The organism is Minwuia sp. (assembly GCF_048007105.1).
Taxonomy (GTDB): domain Bacteria; phylum Pseudomonadota; class Alphaproteobacteria; order Minwuiales; family Minwuiaceae; genus Minwuia.
Window position 1 is genome coordinate 769,322 of sequence record NZ_CP180352.1, and the last position, 23,871, is coordinate 793,192.

Here is a 23,871-nt window from a genome sequence, read left to right on the forward strand (position 1 = left end):
ATCCAGATCCGCGCGATCTCCGACAAGCCCGAGCTGGCCCGGCAGATCGCCAACAGCTTCGCCGAGGCCTATGTCGAACTCGACCCAGAGCGAGAAGTCGGACGCCACCACCCAGGCGTCGGGCTTCCTGCGCGACGAGGTCGAGCGGCTGAAGGCCCAGTACCAGGCCGCCGAGCAGGCGCTGGAGGAGTTCAGCCGCCAGACCGGTTTCGTCAGCGTCGGCGACCGCCTGACCCTGATCGAGGAGCAGCTGGCCGAGCTGAACCGCAAGCTGGTCGTCGCCCGCGAGGAACTGGCCGAATCCGAGGCCCGCAACAATCAGGTCCGCCGCCTGCTGCAGGAAGAGGGCGGCATCGAGACCGTCGCTTCCGTGCTCGACTCGCCGCTGATCGGCCGCCTGCGCGAGCAGGAAGCCGAGGTCGTCCGCGAGATCGCCGAGCTGCGCACCCAGCTGCGCGACCGTCATCCGCGTCTGCTGCTGAAGCGGGCCGAGCTGGAAGACCTGCAGCTGAAGATCCGCGGCGAGATCGACAAGATCGTCATCGGACAGGACAACGCGCTGGAGCTGGCGCGCGTGAAGGTCGCGAACCTGGAGAACGAGGTCGCGGTCGTCGAGGCCCAGATCGACCGCCAGACCGACGCCGAGGTGACGCTGCAGGGCCTGCGCTCCGAGCGCGACGCCGACAAGCGCCTCTACGAGACCGTGCTGGCCCGCTTCAACGAGATCAACCTGCAGGAGCGCGCGCCCCAGAAGGCCGACGCCCGCGTCATCTCCCGCGCCGCCACGCCCCTGGATCCCAGCTTCCCGCGCAAGAGCCTGACCATGGCCGCCGCAATCGTCGGCGCGGCCATGCTGGCGATCATGCTGGTCTTCCTGATGGAATACATGGACGCCGGCTTCCGCTCGCTGCAGCAACTGCAGCAGCAGGCCTACGTGCCCGCGCTGGGTATCGTGCCGCGCCTGTCGGTGCTGGAAGGCCGCCGCACCACGCCGGAGGACTTCGTGCTCGACGAGCCGAATTCGCTCTACTCGGAAGCCATACGGACCATACGGACGTCGCTGATGCTCTCCAGCATCGACCGGCAGCCGAAATCCGTGCTCTTCACCTCCTCGGTGCCGGCCGAGGGCAAGACCTCGACCGCGGTCTCCGTCGCCCGCGCCGCCGCCAAGGCCGGCCAGCGGACGATCCTGATCGACTGCGACCTGCGCAAGCCCTCGGTCCACGAATCGCTGCGGGTCCCGAACGGGCGGGGCGTGGTCGAGGTGCTGACCGGCGCCATCGACCTGGAAGACGCCATCGAGATCGATCTGAAGTCCGGGCTGCACTACATCACCGCCGGCGCCAAGGCGCCGAACCCGCCGGATGCGCTGGGTTCGGAAGCCATGCGCCAGCTGATCCGCGAACTGGAAGACCGCTACGACTTCGTCGTCCTGGACACCCCGCCGGTGCTGCCGGTCTCGGACTCGCTGGTGCTGCTGCGCCATGTCGACAAGGCGGTGTTCCTGGTGCGCTGGGGCTCGACCCGCCGCGAGGCGGTGCTGGCCGGCATCCGTCAGGTGCAGGAAGCCAATGGCGACCTGGCCGGCGTCGCGATGACCCGCGTCGACATCCGCAAGCACCAGAAGTACAACTACAGCGACAGCTACTACTACTACCGCGGATACGGCAAATATTATGGCACCTAAACGCCGGGGTCGGTCCGGCTTCAGTGTCGGATCATCCTTCGGCGGACTGGCGATGCTCGCGATCGGCGTGCTGCTGGTCTATCTCTCGCTGCCCCGTGTCGTTTCCACCCTGCTGGCCGCGCCCGGCGAAGTCGTACTGGAGCGCCTGAAAACGGGTCAGTCGGTCGGCGAGCACGGCATCGCCGACGCCCGCGCCTCCTTCCTCGCCGCCGGCGCCGCGCTGCCCTCCGACTACCGGACACCGCGCGATCTGGCGCTGGTCGAACTCGTCGCCGCGCAGCGCACTCCGGCCGAGGACACCGTCGAGCGCGGCAAGCGGCTCGAGGCCGCCATCGAGGCCAGCCACCGCTCCCTCGCCGCCAACCCGGCCCAGCCCTATGTCTGGCTCCGCCTGGCCCAGGCCGAACTGCAGCATTCCGGCGTCGGCGTGAAGGCCGCGCTCGCCTTCACCATGTCGCTGGAGACGGGACCGCAGGTGATCGACCTGATGCAGCCGCGCGTGGTGCTCGGGCTGGTGCTCTGGCCGGTGCTGGACGAGACCCAGCAGGCGCGGGTGCTGGCCCAGATCCGCGGGCTCGCCCGCTACAATGCGCGCATCCTGGCCGAGACCGTGCTGGACCGCCCGGGCCTGCCGCAGGTCCGCACTGCGCTGGCCGACGAGCCGGAACTGATGGCGGCCTTCCTGCGCTGGTATCTGCAGCGCCGCACGCCGGGTCTGCGCCAGCCGGTACAGTGACCGCCGTCACAGCCTGAAACGGCTTGTTTTCCAGCCGGTTACGATGGTCACCTCAGCCTGTGACCGATGCGTGACCAGCCGGTCACAGTGGTTGTTGGCAGCAAGTACCTCCCCATATCCCGGTTCATCGGCGGTTCAGCCAGCCGCGCGAAACAATGACGGATCAGCCTAATGATCCGCGTAACAGGACGAACGGAGCCCGCAAGATGACGACGTTCAGGAACACCATTGCCGCCACCCTGGCCGTTCTGGCCATCGGTGGCATCTCCGCCGGCAGCTCGGCCGACGCCAAGGGTCCGGGGGGTTGCCCGCCGGGCCTGGCCAAGAAGAACAATGGCTGCCTGCCGCCGGGTATCGCCAAGAAGCGCTACCAGATCGGCCAGCCGGTCCCGGACGATGTGATCATCCGCTACATCCCGCGGGACGACTATCGCCACTATCCGCCGGTCGAGGACGGCTACGTCTATGGCCGGGTCGATGGCGACCTGCTGCTGATCGCAGAGGCCACGCGCCGGGTCGTCGATGCCGTGATCGCGGTCGACGCCGCGACCAACGCCGTCAACGACTGACGACGACACACGGCCGGGCACCGACCCGGCCCGCACACCCCGACCCCGACACCAGGTCATCCGGCCGCCGGCCTGACGCCGCGACCCCCAACGCGGCAGCGGGGCGAGGTGCGCTCGGATAACAACAAGAAGAAACGACCCCTTGAAGGCGCGAACGAGTATCCGTACCGCGTAGCGTAAGACGAGTAGCGCTGAACCTCATTGGCCCGGAAGCCCTGCTTCCGGGCCTTTTATTGCTAGTATCAACAACATTCAAGTGCGTATATGCTGGCTTGCGGCGCTGTTCTATCTTGTTCCGGTCGGGAATAGGGAAAGCTGCCGCACTAGCTGTTTGAACGATCCGCTGTCGGGCGGTGACGTGCGGACTAATTTGATCCCGCGCTCCCAAGACAAATAGTGAGAACTTTGATCCGATGGGTCAAAAACCACAACACCACTCTGGGATCGTAGAATGATCGGACGATCTTCAAAAATCTTGTGCTCAGCTTCATATATATCAAACATTGATGTACGCTGAGTCCACTCAGCTCTCTCAACACCTAAAAAGAACGAGCCAAATGTTAACAGCAATGCCAGACTCGCCCTAGTACCATTTTGAATTACGCCTGATAACCAGAAATTAGAATCCGGCCTAGAACCTTTTGTCAGCGGCAGAAATTCCAGCATCCTTATTATTGAGCCACGGAGTGAATAAATTGAAAGCAATATAACAAATACTATCAAAATTTTTACTGCGAAATCAATAGTATTCACACCCCCAACATATATGAGTGAGAATATCACTAACGAATTAGTATAGAAAAAAATTGATTCTAATCTATCTAGTTTTTGCTCTCGGCTCCTAGAAAAACCAATAATCTTTTCCTTTTCCAAGTCTGATAAATCTAACTTAACCCTATTGCGATCCCTATCCACAAAACTGAGCTTCCGAATTGAGTATCTTATTTCATAACGCTCCAAGATAAGCATTCTTGCAAATTCTATCGTCCTTAGTGCAATAATTGTGTGCCCGAAATAATTAAAAAAGAGAAATGTAGTAAGTCGTCCCAACCCCAGAGAGGCTACAATAAGAAGGGATACTCCCCAGAAAAAACTCGAAATTGCAGAAAAATCCAAAATTCCAATAATCTCATGGTCGAAAAATACCAAATATGAGAAAAAATGAATGAATCCTATTGATGTATAAACCGAGAAAACTTGGAATCCATTCTTCGCCAATTCACGATAATCAATTTCCAAAAGCCGTTCGACCAGCCCGCTCAAACGCTCGAACGTTTGACTACGGGCTGGAGCAATCAAAGAAGAGCGCTTTTCACGCCGCCTATATTGCGACTTATTTATCATCCATAAAAAGTATCAGCTCCCACCCAAAAGAAAAAGGGGCGGCCCGAAGACCGCCCCTTCCCGGTTCTGTCCCTGATGGACCGGATCAGGCGCCGTGCAGGCCCACGATCGCGATCGACGACACGTTCTGGTGCGGCGCGCCGCCCAGATTGTGGGTCATGCCGATCTTCGGATCCTTCAGCTGACGCTTGTCGGCGCGGCCGAGCAGCTGGCTGTACATTTCGTACAGCATGCGCAGGCCGGAGGCGCCGATCGGGTGGCCGAAGCACTTCAGGCCGCCGTCGATCTGCGCCGGCACCTTGCCGTCGGCGTCGTAGAAACCGTCCAGGAAATCCTTCCAGGCTTCGCCTTCCTTCGAGATGTAGAGGTCCTCGGTGGTGACCAGCTCGGTGATCGAGAAGCAGTCATGGCACTCGAACATCGACACTTCTTCGCGCGGATCCTTGATGCCGGCTTCCTGGTAGGCGCGCTTCGCGGCCTGCCGGGTGGTCATGAAGTAGGAACCGTCCCAGGAGCTGTGCTGGGCTTCCAGACCGTTGGACACGGCCAGCTGCAGCGCCTTCACCGTGACCATCTCGGCGCGCTTGCGGCCCAGCTTCTCGGCGATCTCGGGGGTGGTGACGATGGCGGCGGCGGAACCGTCGGAGACGCCGCAGCAGTCGAACAGGCCCAGCGGCTCGGCGATCATCGGCGCATTCAGCACCGTGTCCATCGAGACTTCCTTCTGCAGGTGGGCCTTCGGGTTCTTGGCGCCGTTGGCGTGGCTCTTCACCGACACCTGGCCGATGGCCCGCTTCAGGTCCTCGGCCTTCACGCCATGCTTCTGACGGTAGGCGGTGGCCAGCTGCGCGAAGTTGCCCGGCGCCGAGGCGTTCGGGTTCATCATGTCGTTCAGCGGGCCGCGGCCACGCTGCGGCAGGCCGCCATAGCCGGTGTCCTTCAGCTTCTCGACGCCGACGGCCAGAGCGATATCGGCCGCGCCTGAGGCGACGGCGTAGACCGCGCCGCGGAAGGCTTCGGTGCCGGAGGCGCACATGTTCTCGACCCGGGTCACCGGGATGTAGGGCAGGCGCAGCGCGGTCGCGAGCGGCAGGGCCGACTTGCCGACATGCACTTCCTCGATGGCGGTGGAGAACCAGGCCGCATCGATCTGGCTGGTCTCGATGCCGGCGTCCTTGAGGGCTTCCTCATAGGCTTCCAGCATCAGGTCTTCGGCGTCGCAGTCCCAGCGCTCGCCGAACTTCGAACAGCCCATGCCAAGAATGGCTACCTTGTCGCGAATTCCGGACGGCATTCTTCAAATCCTCCCACGTGGATCGGTTGCTGGTCGTGAACCTATCATGAAATGGCGCGAGTCTGCATAAGTCAAATGCATCACCGGTCTGCGCCAGCCTCAGGACGCGGCGGCGGCGCGGCGTTCCCCAAGCGCCTGCTGCACGATCTGCACGGACGACCAGAGGAACAGAGCCGCCATCACCGCGGCGACGATGAGATCGGGCCAGCCGGTGGAACTGCCCCAGACCCCGGCGGCCGCCAGCATCACCGCGACATTGCCGATGGCGTCGTTGCGGCTGCACAGCCAGACAGAGCGGACATTGGCGTCGCCCTCGCGGTAACTCATCAGCAGAGCCACGCTGATCAGGTTTGCCGTCAGCGCCATGAAACCGACCGCGCCCATGGTCGCCGCTTCCGGCACGCCCTGGACAAGGACGCCATGCGCCGTGCTGCCCAGCACCCAGAGGCCCATCAGCGCCAGGCTGATCCCCTTCGCCAGCGCCGCGGTGGCCCGCACGCGCAGCGACATGCCGATCACGGCGAGCGAAAGTCCGTAGGTCAGCGCGTCGCCGAGGAAATCCAGCGCATCCGCCTGCAGGGCGTGCGATCCGGACAGCGCGCCGGCGACGATCTCCACGCCGAACATCGCCGCGTTGATGGCGATGACGATCCACAGCCGGCGCCGGTAGCCGGCGGAAACGCCATCGAAAGTCTGATCCTGACCGCAACAGCCGCTCATCGGGGCCTCCTTTTCCTCAAGAGGCCCCCTATCTAGGATCTATAGCGACTAGAGGTTCAAGGGATATTCCGCATGTTGTCCATCGGCGAGATGTCGAGGCGGACCGGCGTCAAGGTGCCGACCATCCGCTACTACGAACTGACGGGCCTGCTGGCCGCGCCGGACCGCACCGACGGCAACCAGCGCCGGTACGAACCGGCAGCCCTGGAGCGGCTGCACTTCATCCGCCACTGCCGCGATCTCGGCTTCGCGCTGGAGGCGGTGCGGGATCTGCTGGATCTGGGGCAGGACCCCGACCAGCCCTGCCATGAGGCCGACGCCATCGCCCGCGCCCACCTGGCCGATGTCCGCGCCCGCATCGCCCGGCTGCAGCGGCTGGAGGCCGAACTGCAACGCATCTCGACCGCCTGCGCGCACGGCGCCGTCGGCGACTGCGCGGTCATCCAGAGCCTGTCGGATCACGACCTCTGCGAGACGGAGCACTGGGTCTGACGCGATACTTCATTCTGCTGTCCCCGGGCCTGACCCGGGGACCTGTCCTTGCAACCATCCGGACGGCCGAACCTCGAGGCCCCCGGGTCAGGCCCGGGGGCGGCAGAGAATCTCGAGAAGTCCGGGCCGGGCCCGTCTGGCGAGGAGGATCAGAGCACCGCAGCGGCGATCGGCCCGGCCGGTCGGGCGACAGCGGAGCCCCCACCTATCATCCCCGGACGCGCGGTTTCCCCTAGTTCCGGACTGGCAGGTCCGCTTCGGGGTTGGCGCGGATCTGGTGGATCGACAGGTCGGCGCCGTTGAACTCTTCCTCTTCCGACAACCGGATGCCCATGATGGCCTTCAGCCCGCCATAGACGATGAAGCCGCAGACCAGGGCGAAGACGGCGCCGATCACGGAGCCGACCAGCTGCGACATGAAGGTCACGCCGCCCAGGCCGCCCAGCGATTCCGAACCGAAGATGCCGGCGGCGATGCCACCCCACAGGCCGCAGAGCCCGTGCAGCGGCCAGACGCCCAGCACGTCGTCGATCTTCCAGCGGTTGTGGCAGAGCTGGAAGAAGACCACGAAGATGACGCCGGCGACCGCGCCGACGACCAGGCTGCCCAGCGGGTGCATCACGTTGGAGCCGGCGCAGACCGCGACCAGTCCGGCCAGCGCGCCGTTGTGCACGAAGCCCGGGTCGTTGCGCCCGGCGACCAGCGCCGCGAGGATGCCGCCGCCCATCGCAAGCAGCGAGTTCATGGCGACCAGACCGTTGATGCCCTCGACCGACTGCGCGCTCATCACGTTGAAGCCGAACCAGCCGATGCAGAGCAGCCAGGTGCCCAGCGCCAGGAAGGGGATGTTCGACGGCGGAATGCCGACCGGCGTGCCGTCCTTGCGGTAGCGGCCCTTGCGCACGCCCAGCATGACCACGGCGCCGAGCGCGATCCAGCCGCCCACGGCGTGGACCACGATGGAGCCGGCGAAATCGTTCATCGGGGCACCGAAGGCGCTTTCCAGCCAGCCCTGGAAGCCGTAATTGCCGTTCCAGACCAGCCCCTCGAAGAAGGGATAGACGAGGCCGACGATGATCGCGGTCGCCATCGCCTGCGGCCAGAACTTGGCGCGCTCGGCGATGCCGCCGGAGATGATCGCCGGGATCGCCGCGGCGAAGGTCAGCAGGAAGAAGAACTTCACCAGACCGAAGCCGGACATGCCGTAGTCCAGCCCCTCGACCGTCTCGGCGCCGGACAGCACCGCGGCGCTGACCAGGAAGCCGGTGCCGTAGGCGACCAGGTAGCCGACGAAGAAATAGGCCACCGTGGAGATCGAGAAGTCGACCAGGATCTTCACCAGGGCGTTGACCTGGTTCTTGTGGCGGACCGTGCCGACCTCGAGAAACGCGAAGCCCGAATGCATCGCGAAAACGAGAATCGCGCCGATCAGCACGAAAAAGACGTCGAGTCCCGAAACCACCTGTTCCATTGAATTGTCCCCTCCAGACACCCTCGCCGGCCGGCGCTGCAAGGGCGTCCGGCTCGTGAATTGCGCCAGAGTGTATCAATGTGATCCGGAAATGGGCAGGCCCGGAATCGCGGGCGTTCTCAGGGGGATAGACCGGGACGGACGGCGCGGTTCAGGAAGCGGCGCCTGCGCAAAGAAAAATGGCCCGGCGCTGAACGCCGGGCCATGGGGAGGAGGGCGGCCCCGGAGAGGAAGGGCCGCCCCGTCTTGCGGTTTCGGTCAGAGCCGCTGGGAGCCGCCCGAACCGAACTCGGGATAGGCCTCCATGCCGAGCTCCGCCCGGTCGAGACCCATGACCTCGTCCTCCTCGTCGGCGCGGACGCCGATGGTGAACTTCAGCACCGTCCAGACGATGGCGCTGGCGATCGAGACGAACAGGCCGATGGCGATGATGCCGACCAGCTGGCCGCCGAAGCTGGCGTCGCCGTTCGACAGCGGCACGGCGAGCGTGCCCCAGATGCCGCAGACCAGGTGGGCCGGGATCGCGCCGACAACGTCGTCGATCTTCAGCTTGTCCAGCAGCGGGACCGAGACCACGACCAGCACGCCGCCGATGGCGCCGATGATGACCGAGAGACCCATCGTCGGAGCCAGCGGCTCGGCGGTGATGGACACCAGACCACCGATCGCGCCGTTCAGCGCCATGGTCAGGTCGACCTTCTTGAACATGATCTGGCTGGCGATCATCGCCGCAACCACGCCGGACGCGGCCGCCGTGTTGGTGTTGGCGAAGATGTTCGCGACGGCGACGGCGTCAGCGCCGGAACCCAGCGCCAGCTGCGAGCCGCCATTGAAGCCGAACCAGCCCAGCCACAGGATGAACGTGCCAAGCGTGGCCAGCGGCATGGACGAACCCGGCATCGGGTTGATCTTGCCGTCCGAGGTGTACTTGCCCTTGCGCGCGCCGATGATGATGGCGCCGACCAGGGCCGCCCAGCCGCCCGTGGAGTGCACCAGGGTCGAACCGGCGAAGTCGGAGAAGCCGAACTGCGCGTCGAGCCAGCCCGCGCCCCACTCCCAGGAACCCTGGATCGGGTAGATGATCGCGGTCAGGAAGCAGACGAAGATCAGGAACGGCCAGAGCTTCACGCGCTCGGCGACCGTGCCCGACACGATCGAGGCGGCGGTGGCGACGAACACCATCTGGAAGAACCAGTCGGAGGTCGCGGCATAGCCGGCATCGAAGTTCGCGCCTTCCTCGGCCAGCGCCGCGGCGTCGTCGGGCGACCAGAACAGGCTGAAGGAGCCGATGTAGCCGCCCTCGTCGATGCCGTACATCAGGTCATAGCCGATGAGGTAGTACATCAGGCCCGCCAGCGAGTAGAGGGCGATGTTCTTGACGCAGATCGTGGCCACGTTCTTGGAACGGACCATACCGCTTTCCAGCATGGCGAAGCCCGCAGCCATGAACATGACCATGAAGCCGCACATCAGGAAGAGGAGCGTGTTGAGGACGTAGGCGGTTTCGCCGGACACTTCGGCGAAGGCCGGCGCACTGAGGCCGACGACCGCGAGCAGCGCGGCAATCAGGCCCGTGATGAGTTGTTTGTGGTTCATCTGTCTTGAATCTCCCTGAAACTCAGAGCGCGTCTGCGTCGGTTTCGCCGGTGCGGATCCGCATCGCGCTGACCACATCCAGAACGAAGATCTTGCCGTCGCCGATCTGGCCGGTGCCGGCCGCCTGGCGGATCGCCTCGACCGCCTGCTCGACCATGTCGGCCTTCACGACGATCTCGATCTTCACCTTCGGCAGAAAGCTGACGGCGTATTCGGCGCCGCGGTAGATTTCGGTATGGCCCTTCTGACGGCCGTACCCCTTGACTTCCGTGGCCGTCAGCCCGTCGATCCCGAGCGCGGTAAGCGCCTCGCGGACCTCGTCCAGCTTGAACGGCTTGATCACGGCCATGATGAGTTTCATGCGCCACTCCCTCGCGTAGTTCACAGGGCCAACAGCGGCCCCGACTGGCGCAGGGATTACAAGCAGCGTGCCGGAATGCAATTTCCCATGAAATTCAACGACTTGAGCAAATTGTGCTCAAAAAATGCCCTTCACGGCCTGTTCATACTGATCAAAAAACATGCAAAATCCAGATTTTGCCTATCTGCTGAACAATTCCGTGCAGACGGCCTCGATTGCCTTGCCCGTACGCAGCAGGCCGCCTTCGCCATTCGCCCCGGCGGTGGCCATCAGTCCGACCGGCAGACCCTCGCTCCAGCCGCAGGGCAGCGACAGCGCGCAGAGACCCAGGAAGTTGATGCGCCGGGTGTTGAAGGACGACAGCAGGGCGAATCTGCTGTGCCGGGCCTCGTCGGCGGACACCTCCGCGATCGAGGGTGCAACAACTGGCGTCGTCGACTGGATCACGGCGTCGTAGCCCGCCGCCTCCCGCCGCCAGACCCGGGCAAGGTCGGGAAAGCGCCGGCGCATGATCTCGGCGTCCACGGCGCTGGCGTCCCGGCCCGCGGAAATCCGGTCGCGGATTGGTTTGTAGAGCTTGCCCGGGTTAGCCTCGACGGTCTCGCCCCAGAGCGCCCAGCCTTCCAGCGTGATCGGGTTGCCGTGCTGGATCACCAGATCGTCCACCGCCTCGTAGGAATCCAGCCGCGCCTCGTCGACCGTGGCCCCGGTGCGCCGCAGCGCCTCGACCGCGGCCTCGATCGCATCGGCGACCCCCGGTTCCAGCTCGTTCTCGTCATGGCCCCGCGCCCAGAGCAGGCGGAGGTGCGACGGGTTGACGCCGCCCAGGTCGGCCATCGGCCGTCCGGACATGATCGAAAAGAGGGCATTCGCGTCGGCGACGTCCCTGGTCAGCGGCCCCACGGTGTCCAGCGACGGAGCCAGCGGAATGGCGCCCTCCAGCGAGATCGCGCCCCAGGTGGTCTTCAGCCCGGTGATGCCGTTGAAGGCCGCCGGAATGCGCACCGATCCGCCCGTGTCGGAGCCGATGCCTGCCGGCGCAAGCCCTGCCGCGACCGAGGTGCCGGCCCCGGCGGAGCTGCCGCCCGGCACGCGCGGATCGCCCTGCGGGCTGTGCGGATTGGCCGGCGTGCCCGTGTGCGGGTTCACGCCCAGGCCCGAATACGCGAGGTCGGGCAGGTTGGTCTTGCCCAGGCAGACCGCGCCGGCGGCGGTCGCGCGGCGCAGCGGCTCGGCATCCCGGTCCGGCACGCGGCCCGCGAACAGCGCCGAAGCGCCTTCAGTGGGATGGTTGGCGGTGTCGAACAGGTCCTTCCAGCCGATCGGCACGCCGTCCAGCGGGGACAGCACCATGCCGGCGGCGGCGCGGCGGCGGGCGGCGATGGCCTCCCCATAGGCACGCTCGCGGGTCAGCGAGACGAAGGTCCGGCGGTCGGGATCGGCGGCCTCGATCCGGTCGAGGAAATGATCCGCCAGTGCGACAGGATCGATCTCCCCCGCCTTGACCCCGCGCCCCAGTTCCAGCGCCGTCATCTCGTGCCACTCGGTCATCGAATCCCTCCGCCCTTCGCCTCCGGCATCTAACCGGAAGGAGGGAGCGGACGGAAGCGCGCGTCGGTCAGCGGCGGATCCATCGCAGCAGGTTCAGGACCGAAATCAGCGATCCGGCGACATAGGTCAGGGCGCAGGCCCGGAGGATATTCCGGGCCGCCGGCATGTGTTCCGGCGGCAGGTACCCGCCCTGCTCCAGAATCGGCAGCGCCTTGCGGAACGAGGCATCGAGCTCGACCGGCAGGGTCAGCCCATGCACGATCACCCGTACCAGAGACAGCCCGATGCCGGCCAGCAGAACCGTGATGCCCATGGCGCGGCTCGGTCCGAAGGCGATCAGGAACGGCGACAGCATCAGGATGCCACTGCCGATCCGGTCGATCCAGAATGCCTGCTTCACCAGAACCGTCCGGCGTCTGAGTCCCGGATCGCCCTGATGGTCCTGCAGGGCATGCCCGAACTCGTGCGTGGCAACGGTGACGGCGGTGATCGACCGGCCGTCGAAACTCCGCGGGGAGAGACGGATGGCCCTGGCATCCGGGTCGTAGTGGTCGCCGTCATGATCGATGCGTTCGACCCGGACGCCCTCCATCCCGTGGGTCCTGACCAGATGTTCGGCCAGTTCGCCGCCGGTGCCACGACAATCTGGACGGTCATCGGCGTGGCGGCTCAGGGTGTGACGAGCCCAGAGCTGCGGTCCGACGAACAGCAGAAGCCCGAGCACCAGACCCAGAAAGCCCAGCACCAGCACGGGGCCTACTCCGCCGCCTCGCCGAGAAGGAAGCCGCCGGACTGGCGCGACCAGAGGTCGGCGTAGAGACCGCCCTTCTGGATCAGGATGTCATGGGTGCCTTCCTCGACGATCTTCCCGCCATCCATCACCACCAGGCGGTCCATCGCCGCGATGGTCGACAGCCGGTGCGCGATCGCGATGACGGTCTTGCCCTCCATCAGGCGGTAGAGGTTCTGCTGGATCGCCGCCTCGACCTCCGAATCGAGGGCGCTGGTCGCCTCGTCGAGCACCAGGATCGGGGCGTTCTTCAGCAGCACGCGTGCGATGGCGATGCGCTGGCGCTGGCCACCCGACAGCTTCACGCCGCGCTCGCCGACATGGGCGTCGTAGCCAGTGCGGCCGTGCGGATCCGACAGGCCGCGGATGAAATCATGCGCTTCGGCCCGGGTGGCGGCGGCGACGACATCTTCCATCTTCGCATCCGGGCTGCCGTAGCTGATGTTGTCGGCAACCGAGCGGTGCAGCAGCGAGGTGTCCTGGGTGACCATGCCGATGGCCGAGCGCAGGCTGTCCTGTGAGACGCCGGCAATGTCCTGGCCGTCGATGGTGATGCGCCCGCCCTCCAGGTCGTAGAAGCGCAGCAGCAGGTTCACCAGCGTCGATTTGCCGGCGCCGGAGCGGCCGACAACACCGATCTTCTCGCCCGGCTTCACGTCCAGATCGAGCTTCTCGATCACCCGGTCCCCGTCCAGCCCGATGGACTTGCCGTAGTTGAAGCGGATGCCCTCGAAGCGGACATGGCCGTCGCTCACCTTCAGCGGCGCGGCGCCGGGCCGGTCGGTCACCGCCCGGTCGCGGGAGATGGTGCCGATGCCATCCTGCACGATGCCGATATTCTCGAACAGCGACGAGACCTCCCACAGGATCCAGTGCGCCATGCCGTGAATGCGCAGCACCAGGCCGGTGGCGAAGGCCAGCGCGCCGAGGCTGACGAGATTGAACTGCCAGAGCCAGATGGCGATGCCGCAGACGGCGAAGAACAGCGCCGCGTTGATCGCCGTCATCAGGAACATCATCCAGGTGGCCAGCCGCATCGAGCGGTAGACTGCGCCCAGCATCTGCGACATGCCCTCGCGGACGAAGCCGTCCTCGGCGTCGGCATGGGCGAACATCTTCACGGTGGTGATGTTGGTATAGCCATCGACCACCCGGCCGGTGACCATGGAGCGCGCCTCGGCCTGGGCCTCCGACAGCGCGGCCATCTTCGGCACCAGGAACCGCAGGATCACCGCATAGGCCGCCAGCCAGGCCAGCATCGGCATCGCCAGCCGCCAGTCGGCGGCCGCGAACAGCGCCACCGCGGCCAGGAAGTAGATGCCGACATAAAGCAGGATCTCGGTGGTCTTCAGCACCGCGTCGCGGACCCCCAGCGAGGTCTGCATCATTTTCGCCGCCACCCGGCCCGCATAGTCGTTCTGGAAGAAGCCGACGGACTGCCGGAGCAGGTAGCGGTGCGCCTGCCAGCGCGTGCGCATGGCGAAGTTGCCCAGCACGCCCTGATTCGAGATCACCTCCGAAACCAGATGCGACAGCGGATAGAGGATCAGCACCACGGCCGACATGCCGAGCAGTTCCGGCCAGTAGGTCTGCAGGAAACTCTCTCGCTCGGCGCCCGACAGCCAGTCGACCAGATTGCCGACGAAGGAAAAGATCCAGACCTCGATCAGCGCGACACAGGCCGCAGCCGCGGCATTGGCGGCAATAATGCCGCGGAACGGCCGCGCATAGTGCCACACGAACGGGAAGAATCCCTGAGGCGGCCTGTCCGGTAACGCTTCCGGAAAGACCGTCTGGCTGCTCTCCATCCATCTGAACAGGCGGTTCAGCACGTCGGGCTCCCGGGGGTTCAAGGCGATGCCGGGTCATATAGGGCGCAGGCCGGAAAATCACCTTCCCGCAGGCCCGGCTCCGGCCGCGGGCGTGGCACTGTGGCCGCAGGGGCACAGGAAGTCACACCGTGGATGTTCCATTTTCATTGCAGGCTGGATTAGTCTTGCGGTTGAGATACCGGTTGAGGCGAGCGGAGGGTCGCCATGATTCTGTTGCGCACATTCCTGAAGCGGCTGGTGAAGCGGGGGCAGCTTACCGTCATCGACCACACCGGCGAGGAACACGTCTTCGCAGGCGACCTGGACGGGCCGACTGCCGCGATCCAGTTCACCGACGCCCGCGTGGCCGGGGAGATCGCCCGGAACCCGCGGCTGAAGGTCGGCGAATGCTACATGGACGGGCGGCTTGTGATCCCCGATGGCCACTCGCTCTACGATTTCCTGCAGGTCGCGGTGCAGAACCTGGCCTATTTCAACCGGCAGCGATCCCGTCCGGCCGTCGCCCTGCAGCGCCTGTCGACCGTGGCGGCGCACTACAATCCGGTTGGCAAGGCGCAGGAGAACGTCGCCCACCACTACGACCTCTCCGGCGAACTGTTCGACCTGTTCCTCGATCCGGACCGCCAGTATTCCTGCGCCTACTACGCCGATCCCTCAGACACGCTGGAGATGGCGCAGGCGCAGAAGAAGCGCCACATCGCCGCCAAGCTGCTGCTGAAGCCGGGCCAGAAGGTGCTCGATATCGGCTGCGGCTGGGGCGGTCTGGCGCTCTATCTGGCGAAGCAGGCGGACATCGAGGTCACCGGCCTGACGCTGAGCGTCGAACAGCACGCCGTGGCCGAGCGCCGCGCGAAGGAAGCCGGGCTGGACGACCGCGTGAAATTCAAGCTGCTCGACTACCGGCTGGAAGAGGGGCAGTACGACCGGGTCGTGTCGGTCGGCATGTTCGAGCATGTCGGCAACCTGCATTACCGCGAATACTTCACCAAGGTCCGCGACCTGCTGACCGATGACGGGGTGGCGATGATCCACACCATCGGCTCGGCCGACGTGCCGGGCCCGGTCGCCGGCTGGATCCGGAAATACATCTTCCCCGGCGGCTACCTGCCGTCGCTCAGCGAGATCGCCCCGCATCTTGAGCAGCTCGGCGTCTGGATGACCGACTTCGAGAGCCTGCGGCTGCACTACGCCGAGACGCTGAAGGCCTGGAACGAGCGGTTCCAGCGCCACCGCGACCATATCCGCGACAATCTCTACGACGAGCGCTTCTGCCGGATGTGGGAGTTCTACCTGCAGTCCTGCGAGGCGAACTTCCGCGAGAGCTTCCTGACCGTGTTCCAGATGCAGCTGGCCAAGAACATCAACACGGTGCCGATGACCCGCGACTATATCTACGAATGGGAGCAGGCGCACCCGATCGAGGCCGGCGGACTGCCCCAATCCATGATCGCGGCCGGCGAATAGGTCTTCCCCGGCGGTTGCCAGTTCGCTCTATGCGCGAACCTGCGGCGGCGTGGATTGCCGCAGGGGAAAGGCGCGCTCTTTTTGAACAGAACGGTTCATGCACGGCAATGGGGGCGGCTGGGGGCTCAAACCCTTGCAAACTGTGCTTTTTCGTATGTTCTGCTCTTGCTTCTGCGACAGATTTTCAGAAAAGCGCCGAAGAACTCGAAGTTGTATTTCGACTCGAAACCATGTTTCGATTCAGAAACAACCCATACGTTAACCAGTTATTTGCTCTTCCGTGACGATTATCGCAGGGTCAATCGACCAGAGGAATCGTCATCATGACTAGCAATAACGAGTTCGATAGCGCGACGCGTCTCGAGTTTTCCGGGATCACGGCTGAGGTTCGCGAACTGATGCAGGCCGCGTGGCCGATCATCGAACCGCAGCTCGATGACCTGCTGGACGCCTTCTACGCCCACGTGACCGGGATCAGGGGGCTGGCCGACATGGTCGGCAGCGCCGACAAGATCGCCCGGCTGAAGAAGGCCCAGTCCTCGCACTGGAGCGTGCTGCTGAGCGGCCGCTTCGACAACGACTATTTCGAGCGGGTCAACCGGATCGGCCTGGCCCACAAGAAGATCGGCCTGGAACCGCGCTGGTACATTTCCGCCTACGGTTTCGTGCTGGCCCGCCTGAGCCAGATCCTGATCGCGCGCACCAGCCGCTTCAGCAACCGCAAGAACGGCCCGGCCATGCTCGACGCGGTCACCCGCGCGCTGTTCATGGACATGGATCTCGCGATCACCGTCTACTACGAAACGATGCAGAAAGACGCCCGCGAGTCCCGCGAGCGGCACGCCAACGACTTCGAGCGCGACGTCCGCAGCCTGGTGGACGAAGTGGCCGCCGCCGCCGCGCAGCTGAGCCAGACCTCCGAGATCCTGCGTCTCGGCGTCGAGCAGACCAGCGACAACAGCACCGCCGTGGCCTCCGCCTCCGAGCAGGCGACCGCCAACGTGCAGAATGTCGCCGCCGCGGCCGAGGAACTCTCCTCGACCCTGGCCGAGGTCTCCAAGCAGGTGATGGAATCCAGCCGCATCGCGCAGGAAGCCGTGACCAAGGTGAACTCGGTCAACGAGCGCGTTCAGGGCCTGGCCGTCGCTGCGGACAAGATCGGCAACGTGGTCGGCATAATCAACGAGATCGCCAGCCAGACCAACCTGCTGGCGCTGAACGCCACCATCGAGGCGGCCCGCGCCGGCGAGATGGGCAAGGGCTTCGCTGTCGTCTCCGCCGAGGTCAAGGGCCTGGCAAACCAGACCGCGAAGGCGACCGAGGAGATCACCCAGCAGGTGAAGGACATCCAGGACGCCACCGGCGGTTCGGTGCAGGCCATGGCCGAGATCAAGGCGATCATCGACCAGGTCAGCGAGATCACCGACATGATCGCCGCCGCGGTCGAGGAGCAGAACACCGCGACCAGCGAGATCTCCGACAACGTCCAGCAGGCCGCGATCGGCACCCAGGACGTTTCGGCCCGGATCCTCGAGGTCTCCAACGCCGCCAACCAGACCGGCGAGGCCGCCGAACAGCTGGACGGCGCGGCCGGCAACCTGTCGCAGCAGTCGACCACGCTGCGCCAGTCGGTGGACGCCTTCCTGGTCAACATCCGCAACGCGGCCTGACTTCAGGGGGCTTGAGGGCTCCCGCCCGATGGCCCCTTGAGCAAGGCGGGCGGCGGCGCGAACATGCGCCGCCGCCCGCCGGCTTTTCGGGGATGAGGAAACGGGATGAATCAGGACGAGGCCTTCGACGCGCTGTCGGCGCTGCCGCCGCGGCATCTGTCGCCGCAACTGGCCTGGGAAGCGGCCGTCGATGTCGGCCCGCGCGAGGATCTGGGCGAGAGCCCGCTCGGCCACCGCTTCATCGTTCCCATACTGGGCGGGCACTTCCGCGGCGGGCCGGGTCTGCCGGAGTTCCACGGCACGATCGAGCCCGGCGGCGCCGACCGGCAACTGCTCCGCCGCGACGGCATCCGCGAGCTGGATGCGCTCTACGAGATGCGGATCCATGACGGCACGGCCATCACCATCCGCAACCGGGTGCTGCTGGACGCCGAAGCCCCGCAGGGCCGCTACGCCGTCTCCCGCATCGAACCGGTGGCGCCCGAGGGCAGATGGGCCTGGCTCAACCGCCGCTTCTTCGCGGGTACGGTGCAGGCCACCTCGCCCGAGCCCGACTTCGTCATCGTCCGGGCCTTCCAGATCGGTCTGGAGACGTAGGGCTCCGGGAACGAGGCGGCGCGCTCCCTGAAACCTCCCCCCTGGAGGGGGAGGTCGGCGCGCAGCGCCGGGTGGGGGGCGGACTCACCGAGGCCGGCGGTTCTCACCCCCACCCTGACCCCCCCTCAAGGGGGAGGGAAGCGAACGACGATCTACTCCGCCGCTTCCTCAGACGCCTGGCTGCGCAGGAAGCGGGAGAGCTGGCGGTCGTGGCGGTACATCGCCGAGCCGCGGCCGCCGTCGGGCCAGGGCGCCCAGCGCGGACGGTTCCCCACCGGCCGGTCGCCCATCACCGTCACCCGCTCGATCACCCGCTCGCCGACGAAGTCGTTGACGACATAGTGCTGGGTGTAGCGGTTGTCCCACATGCAGATCGTGCCCTCGGTCCAGTTGTAGCGGACGGTGAAGGCCGGCTGCTGCACCCACTTCGTCAGATAGCCGAGCAGCAGATCGCTTTCCTGCGCCCGCATCTCGACGATGCGGCGGGTGAAGTGTTCGTTGACGTAGAGCGCCTTGCGGCCGCTTTCCGGGTCGATGCGAACCAGCGGATGGATCGCCATCCGGTCGGACCGGTCGTGCGGATGCGCGTCGTGCAGCGCGCTTAGGCCATCGCACATTTCCTTCAGCGGCGGCGACAGCCCCTCATAGGCGGCGAACAGGCTGGTCCACATGGTGTCGCCGCCGACATCGGGGCACTTCTTCATGTTCAGGATCGACATCAGCGCCGGCTGCGCCTGGAAGGTCAGATCGGTGTGCCATTCGTCGGCGATGCCGCCCGAGCTCGCCTCCAGGCGGAACAGCTCCGGATGCTCCGCGGCGTTGCGGTCCTTCAGGTTCGGGTGCCCTTCCAGCGGACCGAAGAAACGGCCGAATTCCACATGATCGCCGGCGGCCATGTGCTGGCCCGGAAAGAAGATCACCTTATGCTCGTGCAGCAGGTCGCGGATCGCCGCCTTCTCGGAATCGTCCGTATCGGCCAGCGTGACGCCGGTGATTTCCGCGCCCAGCGCGGCCGCCAGCCGCCGGACCTGCCAGTTTTTCTGCGCCATCCGATCCTCCCCATCGCGAAAGCCTGAGCGCGGAGAATACCACCGCAGCGGCGGCCGGGCATAAAAAACCCCCGGCGCCGCAGCGAGACCGAGGGGTCAGTGCCGATTGGCCTTGTCTTGTTCGCGGGCGGCCGCCGCCCGGTCAGCCTACCAGTAGCGGACCCTGCCGGTGTCCATGTGGACGAAGTTGGAGCGCTGGTAGAGGCCGACGCCGCCGGCCTTGGCCGCGCGGGCCGCCTTGTGCAGCTTCAGAAGGTCGCGGCCCGGCAGGTTGCAGTCGATCGCCATGCCTCTCATGTGAAAGCTCTTCTTGGCGACACCGCCGCTCTTGGCCGCCAGCGCCGCGTTGGTCCTGGGCGAGCGGTAGCCGGAGATGATGTTGAAGCTGGCGTTGCTGTCCATGCGGGTGCGCAGGTCGGTCAGCAGCACCAGAAGCGCCGGGTCGATGGCCTCGACGTCGCCGGTGCGGTGATCGCGGAGGACGTGATTGATCTCGTCCAGCGCGCGCGGGTCGAAATGCCCGTGCTCCTGGAAGGTCACGTCGATCGATTCGCCGGTGTGGATGCTCTTGAGCCCGATTCGACGGGCGACGGGTGTCCGGGCGTGCGCCTCGCCGGGAGCGATGCCCATGCCGGCGACCAGCGCAGTGGCGCCGAAGCCGGCCAGAAGCGCGCGCCTGCCCAGCAGGGGCGCGCCGAAACGTGCTTGCCGATCCGCAGGATCGTGTGAGTCGTTCATGCGTCAAGACCTCGTCCTAGATATGCTACTGCGACCGCGGCAGAAAGCCGATGAAACCGCCCGCCGTCAACCCGTTGCAGTGCAACACGAGGTAACAAATTTATCGTTAACATCGGCCGGTGGAGCTTCGCGGACCGCTCAGCTACTGCACCGGCAGCGTCAGCTGGACCTGCGGAATCTGGCCGCCACTGGCCTGGGCCTGCAAGTTGAACAGGACCCGCAACAGATAAAGCGCATTCAGGGACTTCAGATCATCCGCGGCGACGTAGAACCAGTGCCCCCGCTGCCGGACCGCGACGGCCGCCCCCGCCGGGCGCGCTGTGTTCACGCGGACCCGCATCGGCGGATCGGGATCGCCCGGACTGGGCCAGACCTGCGACGCATGGGCAGCGGGCGCTTCGACCGAGTTGGACAGATAGCTCATGATGGCCAGCAGCGACCGGGTCCGCACCGACAGGACGCTGGCGCCGCCGCCCAGACCGCGTTCCACCCGGATCTGACCGGCCGACAGGTCGAGCCCCCAGGCCCGAGCGACAAGATCGCCGTCCGCCGTTCCGGCGGCGCCCGCCAGATCGATGGCGATCTCCAGTTCGCCACCGCTTTCGACCGTTCCGCTCTGGACCAGGCCGGCGGCTATGAGGCGGGTGAACGCTGTGGCAGCCTGCCTGAACATGGCCCGTTCGGCGGCCGGCGCATCCCTGGCATTGGACAGACCATTGATCGAGACCAGCATCAGATCGGCGATGACATCGAAGGCGAAACCGTTCTCCAGCATCAGATAGACCGACGGGAGACCCATGGGCGTCAGGATTTCAGTGGCGAATTCGGTGCCCGACAACGGCGCGTAGACGATGGTCGGCGCGTCCTTGTAGACGATGTTCGGTTTCGCCACGACCGAGGGCGGCGGCACGTTGTTGCCGAGATTGACCTCACCTTCGACGCCCAGTTCGAGAGAGGGGCTCGCCGTGATGCTGCCGACCTGCAGGAATACTGGGGGCTCGCTGTATTTCAGGCGAACGAGATTGCCCAGCAGTTCCTCGCGGTCGGTCTGGGCAAGCACATCGATGTAGGACCCGCGCTCTGTGGAAATCGAAGCCGGGCCGAGAAAGCCGCAGGCCGAAAGAGCACACAGGATGATCAGCGTCGCGACAAGCTGAAAAGGACGCCGGAACGGCCTGTCCACGTGCTGCAATCCGCGCATCATCTCGCTCCGATCCGAACCCCTCCGTTGCGCCGGAGTCTAGCGCAGCCAGCCGGTTCCGGGCAGCCGAAAAGGCCGATGGCGTCCTTCCGGCACGTCTGCCAGACTGGCTGCGGGCGACAAACAGACCGGAATCAGGGGGCTCCGTCATGGCTCGATCGCTTCTCTATCTGCTTGTTCTCCTGTTGCCGCTGGGTGGCGCTGCGGCCCAGACCGCCGAGGCGCCGCCCGATCCCTATGTCAATGCCATTGATGGCGCCGAGGCGATCGGCGATGGCGCGATCCGGGCCTTCCGGAAGGGGCCACAGCTCTTGCTTGAACTGCCCGAGGACACGCCGGACCGGCTGTTTCTCTGGTATGTCGAGGGCGTCGGCCTGCCGCTGAAGGCCGAAGCGAGCGGCATCGGACTGCGCGGCGTCCTCGTACGATTCGAGGAGATCGACGGCAGCCTGATTGCCCGTGACATGAGCGGCCCGATCACACGGCGCCGCGGCCATCCCGAGCCCTACGAACCGCGGGAAACAGATGCCGGAACAGCCGACGATCCGGTCGCCGTTTCGGTCGGCAACACGGCCGTCGGCCCGGTCATCGCGGCGTTTCCGGTAATCGGCCGGAGCCCGGCGGGACGGTTGCTGATCGACGGTACGGCCGTTTTCTCGGCGGACCTTCCGCAGATGTCGGCGCGGGAACTGGTTCTGCGCACCGGAATGTTGCCCCAGGCGCCGGATCCACGCGGGTCCTGGATCAGCCGCGTGGTCGCCCATGACATCGATATCGACATCCGGACACATCTGACCTTCCTTGCCGCCAACCCGGCGAATCCGGCCGCAGGGCCCGCGCCGGTCTCGGTCACCGTCGGGCATTCGCTGGTGCTGCTGCGCAGGACGCCGGTCCGCTCGCGCGCCTTCGATCCGCGCGTCGGGTTCTTCGCAACCCGCTACACCGCCTTCGAGACAGCAGATGGCGGGTTGCTGGAAAGCGGGGCGCTGATCGAACGCTACCCCCTGGTCAAGAGGAACCCGGATCAGGCGGTCAGCGATCCGGTCGAACCGATTGTCTTCTATATCGGCCAGGATGTCCCCGCCCGATGGCGGCCCTGGATCAGGCGGGCCGTGGAGTCCTGGCTACCCGTTTTCGAGGCCGCGGGCTTCTCCAACGCCATCATCGCCCGCGATGCGCCCACCGCGACGGAGGATCCGACCTGGTCCGACGAGAACGTCAATCACAGCGTCATCCGATGGCTGTCGCAGCCGCGGGCCAATGCCATGGGACCACACACGGTGGATCCGCGCTCGGGTGAGATCCTTTCGGCGCACATTCTCGTCTGGCCGCAGGTGATCGAATATGTGGAGCGCTACTATTTCGCACTGTTCGGGGCAATGGACCCGCGGGCGGCCCGGCTGCCCCTGCCCGAGGATCTGCGCGGCGAGATCCTTCAGTACGTCGTTGCGCATGAAGTCGGCCACACCATCGGATTGCGCCACAACCATCTTGCTTCGACCGCCTGGTCCTGCGCCCATCTGCGCGACCCGGGCCGGGTGGATACGACCGGCCCGAACAGCTCGATCATGGCCTATGGCCGCATGAACCAGGCAGCCCAGCCCGGCGACGGCGTCTCGGGCCTGCTGGGGCGCATCGGCCCCTACGACTACGCCGCAATCAGTTGGGGTTACGGCGATTTCGGCGCCACGGCGGCCGAGGAACAGAGAGGGCTGGACGACTTCGCCGCCGCCATGGCCGCCGACCGGACCACCATGTGGGGCGTCGCCGAGTTCCCGGACGAGATCGAGCATTTCGGCGGCGATCCGCGCGTCCAGCGCGAGAATGTCGGCGTCGAGCGCGTCGAGGCGACACGGCTGGGCATCGCCAACCTGATGCGGTCGCTCGCCCGCCTGGACGAGGCGACGGGGGGCGATGCCCGGGCGTTTCGCGCAGCGCTGGACGTGTTTCTGCTGACCCACAGCCGGTTTCTGAAATCGGCCGGAGACCTGGTCGGAGGAGTTTACCGTGGGCCGTTGCGCAGCGCCGGCGAGACCATCACGGTCGTTCCCCGCGGGCTTCAGGCCGAAGCCGTGGCCTACCTGCTGGGCGAAGGCGCGGCCAGTCTCGATCGCTACAGGGACAGGACCTATGCGGGGCGGGCCTATCCGTTGTCCGGCGAACTGGTGATCGACGATCTGCAGGCTCAGTTGATCACCGGACTTCTGGCCGGACCGACGCTGAAGTTGCTCGCCCTGCAGGGCCGAAGGTCTTCCGAGGCCTATTGGATCGAGGACTTTGCCGAGGACGTTCACGAGGCGGTCTGGGGCGACCTGTCGGACTCGCCGCCGTGGAAACAGGCGTTGCAACGCGCCTATCTCGACCGGGCGGGCGCGTTGCTGGACACATCGCAGACGGACGGCCCCGGCGAAGCCGAAGTCGCGGCGGCGGCCACGGCGCAGGGCTTTTCGCCCGCCTTCGCCAGGCTGGTGGCCGAAACCGGCGACGACACGCCTTGGCCGGCCTGGGTCCGCCGAAGCCTGCCGGAGCTGGCCTCCCGTCTCGACCGCGCTTCGACCGCGGCAACCGACGGAACTGCGGGACTGCACTTTGCGGCGATGGCGCACAAGGCGAAGTCTCTGATCGACTAGATCGGGCCGCCCGTCGCGGCCTGCACGCCGCGCATGTGCGCCGCCCGCGCCCGTGACGTCAGCGCCCATTGATCCCGCG

20 protein-coding genes are annotated in these 23,871 nt (G+C 65.7%); 8 read left to right on the forward strand and 12 right to left on the reverse strand.

The features are described from left to right. Positions 1-70 precede the first annotated feature (70 nt). The 3 genes from ACMVY4_RS03610 (at position 71) to ACMVY4_RS03620 (ending at position 2,992) form a co-directional block, all read left to right on the forward strand. A complete protein-coding gene (locus ACMVY4_RS03610) occupies positions 71-1,687 on the forward strand; it encodes a polysaccharide biosynthesis tyrosine autokinase (protein ID WP_416898830.1) in 1,617 nt (538 codons plus the stop codon). A 52-nt stretch (positions 1,688-1,739) separates the two neighbouring features. After that, on the forward strand, positions 1,740-2,423 hold the full coding sequence (locus ACMVY4_RS03615; protein WP_416898831.1) for a hypothetical protein: 684 nt from the start codon (positions 1,740-1,742) through the stop codon (positions 2,421-2,423). Between the two features lie 206 nt (positions 2,424-2,629). After that, positions 2,630-2,992 carry a hypothetical protein gene (locus ACMVY4_RS03620; RefSeq protein ID WP_416898832.1) on the forward strand — a complete coding sequence of 121 codons (363 nt, stop codon included), beginning with the start codon at positions 2,630-2,632 and terminating at the stop codon, positions 2,990-2,992. A gap of 285 nt (positions 2,993-3,277) precedes the next feature. Here the strand turns inward: ACMVY4_RS03620 and ACMVY4_RS03625 are convergent, their stop codons facing one another. The 3 genes from ACMVY4_RS03625 to ACMVY4_RS03635 all read right to left on the reverse strand — a co-directional run bounded on the left by ACMVY4_RS03625 (position 3,278) and on the right by ACMVY4_RS03635 (position 6,350). Then, a complete protein-coding gene (locus ACMVY4_RS03625) occupies positions 3,278-4,336 on the reverse strand; it encodes a hypothetical protein (RefSeq protein ID WP_416898833.1) in 1,059 nt (352 codons plus the stop codon). A gap of 85 nt (positions 4,337-4,421) precedes the next feature. Then, positions 4,422-5,630, reverse strand: coding sequence for an acetyl-CoA acetyltransferase (locus ACMVY4_RS03630; RefSeq protein WP_416898834.1), 1,209 nt, complete (start codon positions 5,628-5,630; stop codon positions 4,422-4,424). A gap of 99 nt (positions 5,631-5,729) precedes the next feature. Next, complete coding sequence (locus tag ACMVY4_RS03635; RefSeq protein WP_416898835.1) at positions 5,730-6,350, reverse strand: cation transporter; 621 nt, start codon at positions 6,348-6,350, stop codon at positions 5,730-5,732. Positions 6,351-6,422: 72 nt separating this feature from the next. Between ACMVY4_RS03635 and ACMVY4_RS03640 the strand changes: the two genes are divergently transcribed. Further along, positions 6,423-6,842 (forward strand): MerR family transcriptional regulator, encoded by a 420-nt coding sequence (locus tag ACMVY4_RS03640; RefSeq protein ID WP_416898836.1) that lies wholly within the window; start codon positions 6,423-6,425, stop codon positions 6,840-6,842. Between the two features lie 232 nt (positions 6,843-7,074). On the opposite strand, the gene ACMVY4_RS03645 is transcribed toward ACMVY4_RS03640, so the two are convergent. From ACMVY4_RS03645 to ACMVY4_RS03670, 6 genes are all read right to left on the reverse strand, one after another. Continuing rightward, positions 7,075-8,313: an ammonium transporter gene (locus ACMVY4_RS03645; protein ID WP_416898837.1), complete on the reverse strand. Its 1,239-nt coding sequence runs from the start codon at positions 8,311-8,313 to the stop codon at positions 7,075-7,077. 258 nt (positions 8,314-8,571) lie between these two features. After that, a complete protein-coding gene (locus ACMVY4_RS03650; protein ID WP_416898838.1) occupies positions 8,572-9,909 on the reverse strand; it encodes an ammonium transporter in 1,338 nt (445 codons plus the stop codon). A 22-nt stretch (positions 9,910-9,931) separates the two neighbouring features. After that, a complete protein-coding gene (locus tag ACMVY4_RS03655) occupies positions 9,932-10,270 on the reverse strand; it encodes a P-II family nitrogen regulator (protein WP_416898839.1) in 339 nt (112 codons plus the stop codon). A gap of 180 nt (positions 10,271-10,450) precedes the next feature. Beyond that, on the reverse strand, positions 10,451-11,821 hold the full coding sequence (locus ACMVY4_RS03660) for an amidase (protein ID WP_416898840.1): 1,371 nt from the start codon (positions 11,819-11,821) through the stop codon (positions 10,451-10,453). Positions 11,822-11,888: 67 nt separating this feature from the next. Beyond that, the gene (locus tag ACMVY4_RS03665) at positions 11,889-12,572 is read right to left on the reverse strand and encodes a zinc metallopeptidase (RefSeq protein ID WP_416898841.1); all 684 of its coding nucleotides are present in this window, start codon (positions 12,570-12,572) and stop codon (positions 11,889-11,891) included. A gap of 5 nt (positions 12,573-12,577) precedes the next feature. Beyond that, a complete protein-coding gene (locus tag ACMVY4_RS03670) occupies positions 12,578-14,419 on the reverse strand; it encodes an ABC transporter ATP-binding protein (protein WP_416900245.1) in 1,842 nt (613 codons plus the stop codon). 228 nt (positions 14,420-14,647) lie between these two features. On the opposite strand from ACMVY4_RS03670, the gene ACMVY4_RS03675 reads away from it, so the two are divergent. The 3 genes from ACMVY4_RS03675 (at position 14,648) to ACMVY4_RS03685 (ending at position 18,174) form a co-directional block, all read left to right on the forward strand. Beyond that, a complete protein-coding gene (locus tag ACMVY4_RS03675) occupies positions 14,648-15,907 on the forward strand; it encodes a class I SAM-dependent methyltransferase (RefSeq protein WP_416898842.1) in 1,260 nt (419 codons plus the stop codon). 323 nt (positions 15,908-16,230) lie between these two features. Next, the gene (locus ACMVY4_RS03680; RefSeq protein ID WP_416898843.1) at positions 16,231-17,577 is read left to right on the forward strand and encodes a protoglobin domain-containing protein; all 1,347 of its coding nucleotides are present in this window, start codon (positions 16,231-16,233) and stop codon (positions 17,575-17,577) included. A 105-nt stretch (positions 17,578-17,682) separates the two neighbouring features. After that, positions 17,683-18,174, forward strand: coding sequence for a DUF3237 domain-containing protein (locus ACMVY4_RS03685; RefSeq protein ID WP_416898844.1), 492 nt, complete (start codon positions 17,683-17,685; stop codon positions 18,172-18,174). Positions 18,175-18,326: 152 nt separating this feature from the next. Here the strand turns inward: ACMVY4_RS03685 and ACMVY4_RS03690 are convergent, their stop codons facing one another. The 3 genes from ACMVY4_RS03690 to ACMVY4_RS03700 all read right to left on the reverse strand — a co-directional run bounded on the left by ACMVY4_RS03690 (position 18,327) and on the right by ACMVY4_RS03700 (position 21,162). Continuing rightward, entirely contained in the window at positions 18,327-19,223 is an 897-nt protein-coding gene (locus tag ACMVY4_RS03690; protein ID WP_416898845.1) for a TauD/TfdA dioxygenase family protein, read from the reverse strand. A 147-nt stretch (positions 19,224-19,370) separates the two neighbouring features. After that, the gene (locus ACMVY4_RS03695; protein ID WP_416898846.1) at positions 19,371-19,961 is read right to left on the reverse strand and encodes a DUF882 domain-containing protein; all 591 of its coding nucleotides are present in this window, start codon (positions 19,959-19,961) and stop codon (positions 19,371-19,373) included. Between the two features lie 142 nt (positions 19,962-20,103). Then, positions 20,104-21,162: a hypothetical protein gene (locus ACMVY4_RS03700; protein ID WP_416898847.1), complete on the reverse strand. Its 1,059-nt coding sequence runs from the start codon at positions 21,160-21,162 to the stop codon at positions 20,104-20,106. A gap of 149 nt (positions 21,163-21,311) precedes the next feature. On the opposite strand from ACMVY4_RS03700, the gene ACMVY4_RS03705 reads away from it, so the two are divergent. Further along, positions 21,312-23,792, forward strand: a complete 2,481-nt coding sequence (locus ACMVY4_RS03705; protein WP_416898848.1) for a zinc-dependent metalloprotease — start codon at positions 21,312-21,314, stop codon at positions 23,790-23,792. Positions 23,793-23,871: the final 79 nt, after the last annotated feature.

Bases quoted from the DNA above. Each gene is read 5' to 3' on its own strand.
- ACMVY4_RS03615 (WP_416898831.1), top strand. From the start codon at position 1,740: ATGCTCGCGATCGGCGTGCTGCTGGTCTATCTCTCGCTGCCCCGTGTC.
- ACMVY4_RS03670 (WP_416900245.1), bottom strand. From the start codon at position 14,419: ATGGAGAGCAGCCAGACGGTCTTTCCGGAAGCGTTACCGGACAGGCCG.
- ACMVY4_RS03690 (WP_416898845.1), bottom strand. From the start codon at position 19,223: ATGGCGCAGAAAAACTGGCAGGTCCGGCGGCTGGCGGCCGCGCTGGGC.
- ACMVY4_RS03700 (WP_416898847.1), bottom strand. From the start codon at position 21,162: ATGCGCGGATTGCAGCACGTGGACAGGCCGTTCCGGCGTCCTTTTCAG.
- ACMVY4_RS03660 (WP_416898840.1), bottom strand. From the start codon at position 11,821: ATGACCGAGTGGCACGAGATGACGGCGCTGGAACTGGGGCGCGGGGTC.
- ACMVY4_RS03620 (WP_416898832.1), top strand. From the start codon at position 2,630: ATGACGACGTTCAGGAACACCATTGCCGCCACCCTGGCCGTTCTGGCC.
- ACMVY4_RS03640 (WP_416898836.1), top strand. From the start codon at position 6,423: ATGTTGTCCATCGGCGAGATGTCGAGGCGGACCGGCGTCAAGGTGCCG.
- ACMVY4_RS03695 (WP_416898846.1), bottom strand. From the start codon at position 19,961: ATGAACGACTCACACGATCCTGCGGATCGGCAAGCACGTTTCGGCGCG.
- ACMVY4_RS03630 (WP_416898834.1), bottom strand. From the start codon at position 5,630: ATGCCGTCCGGAATTCGCGACAAGGTAGCCATTCTTGGCATGGGCTGT.
- ACMVY4_RS03610 (WP_416898830.1), top strand. From the start codon at position 71: ATGTCGAACTCGACCCAGAGCGAGAAGTCGGACGCCACCACCCAGGCG.
- ACMVY4_RS03645 (WP_416898837.1), bottom strand. From the start codon at position 8,313: ATGGAACAGGTGGTTTCGGGACTCGACGTCTTTTTCGTGCTGATCGGC.
- ACMVY4_RS03675 (WP_416898842.1), top strand. From the start codon at position 14,648: ATGATTCTGTTGCGCACATTCCTGAAGCGGCTGGTGAAGCGGGGGCAG.
- ACMVY4_RS03635 (WP_416898835.1), bottom strand. From the start codon at position 6,350: ATGAGCGGCTGTTGCGGTCAGGATCAGACTTTCGATGGCGTTTCCGCC.
- ACMVY4_RS03655 (WP_416898839.1), bottom strand. From the start codon at position 10,270: ATGAAACTCATCATGGCCGTGATCAAGCCGTTCAAGCTGGACGAGGTC.
- ACMVY4_RS03650 (WP_416898838.1), bottom strand. From the start codon at position 9,909: ATGAACCACAAACAACTCATCACGGGCCTGATTGCCGCGCTGCTCGCG.
- ACMVY4_RS03680 (WP_416898843.1), top strand. From the start codon at position 16,231: ATGACTAGCAATAACGAGTTCGATAGCGCGACGCGTCTCGAGTTTTCC.
- ACMVY4_RS03705 (WP_416898848.1), top strand. From the start codon at position 21,312: ATGGCTCGATCGCTTCTCTATCTGCTTGTTCTCCTGTTGCCGCTGGGT.
- ACMVY4_RS03625 (WP_416898833.1), bottom strand. From the start codon at position 4,336: ATGATAAATAAGTCGCAATATAGGCGGCGTGAAAAGCGCTCTTCTTTG.
- ACMVY4_RS03685 (WP_416898844.1), top strand. From the start codon at position 17,683: ATGAATCAGGACGAGGCCTTCGACGCGCTGTCGGCGCTGCCGCCGCGG.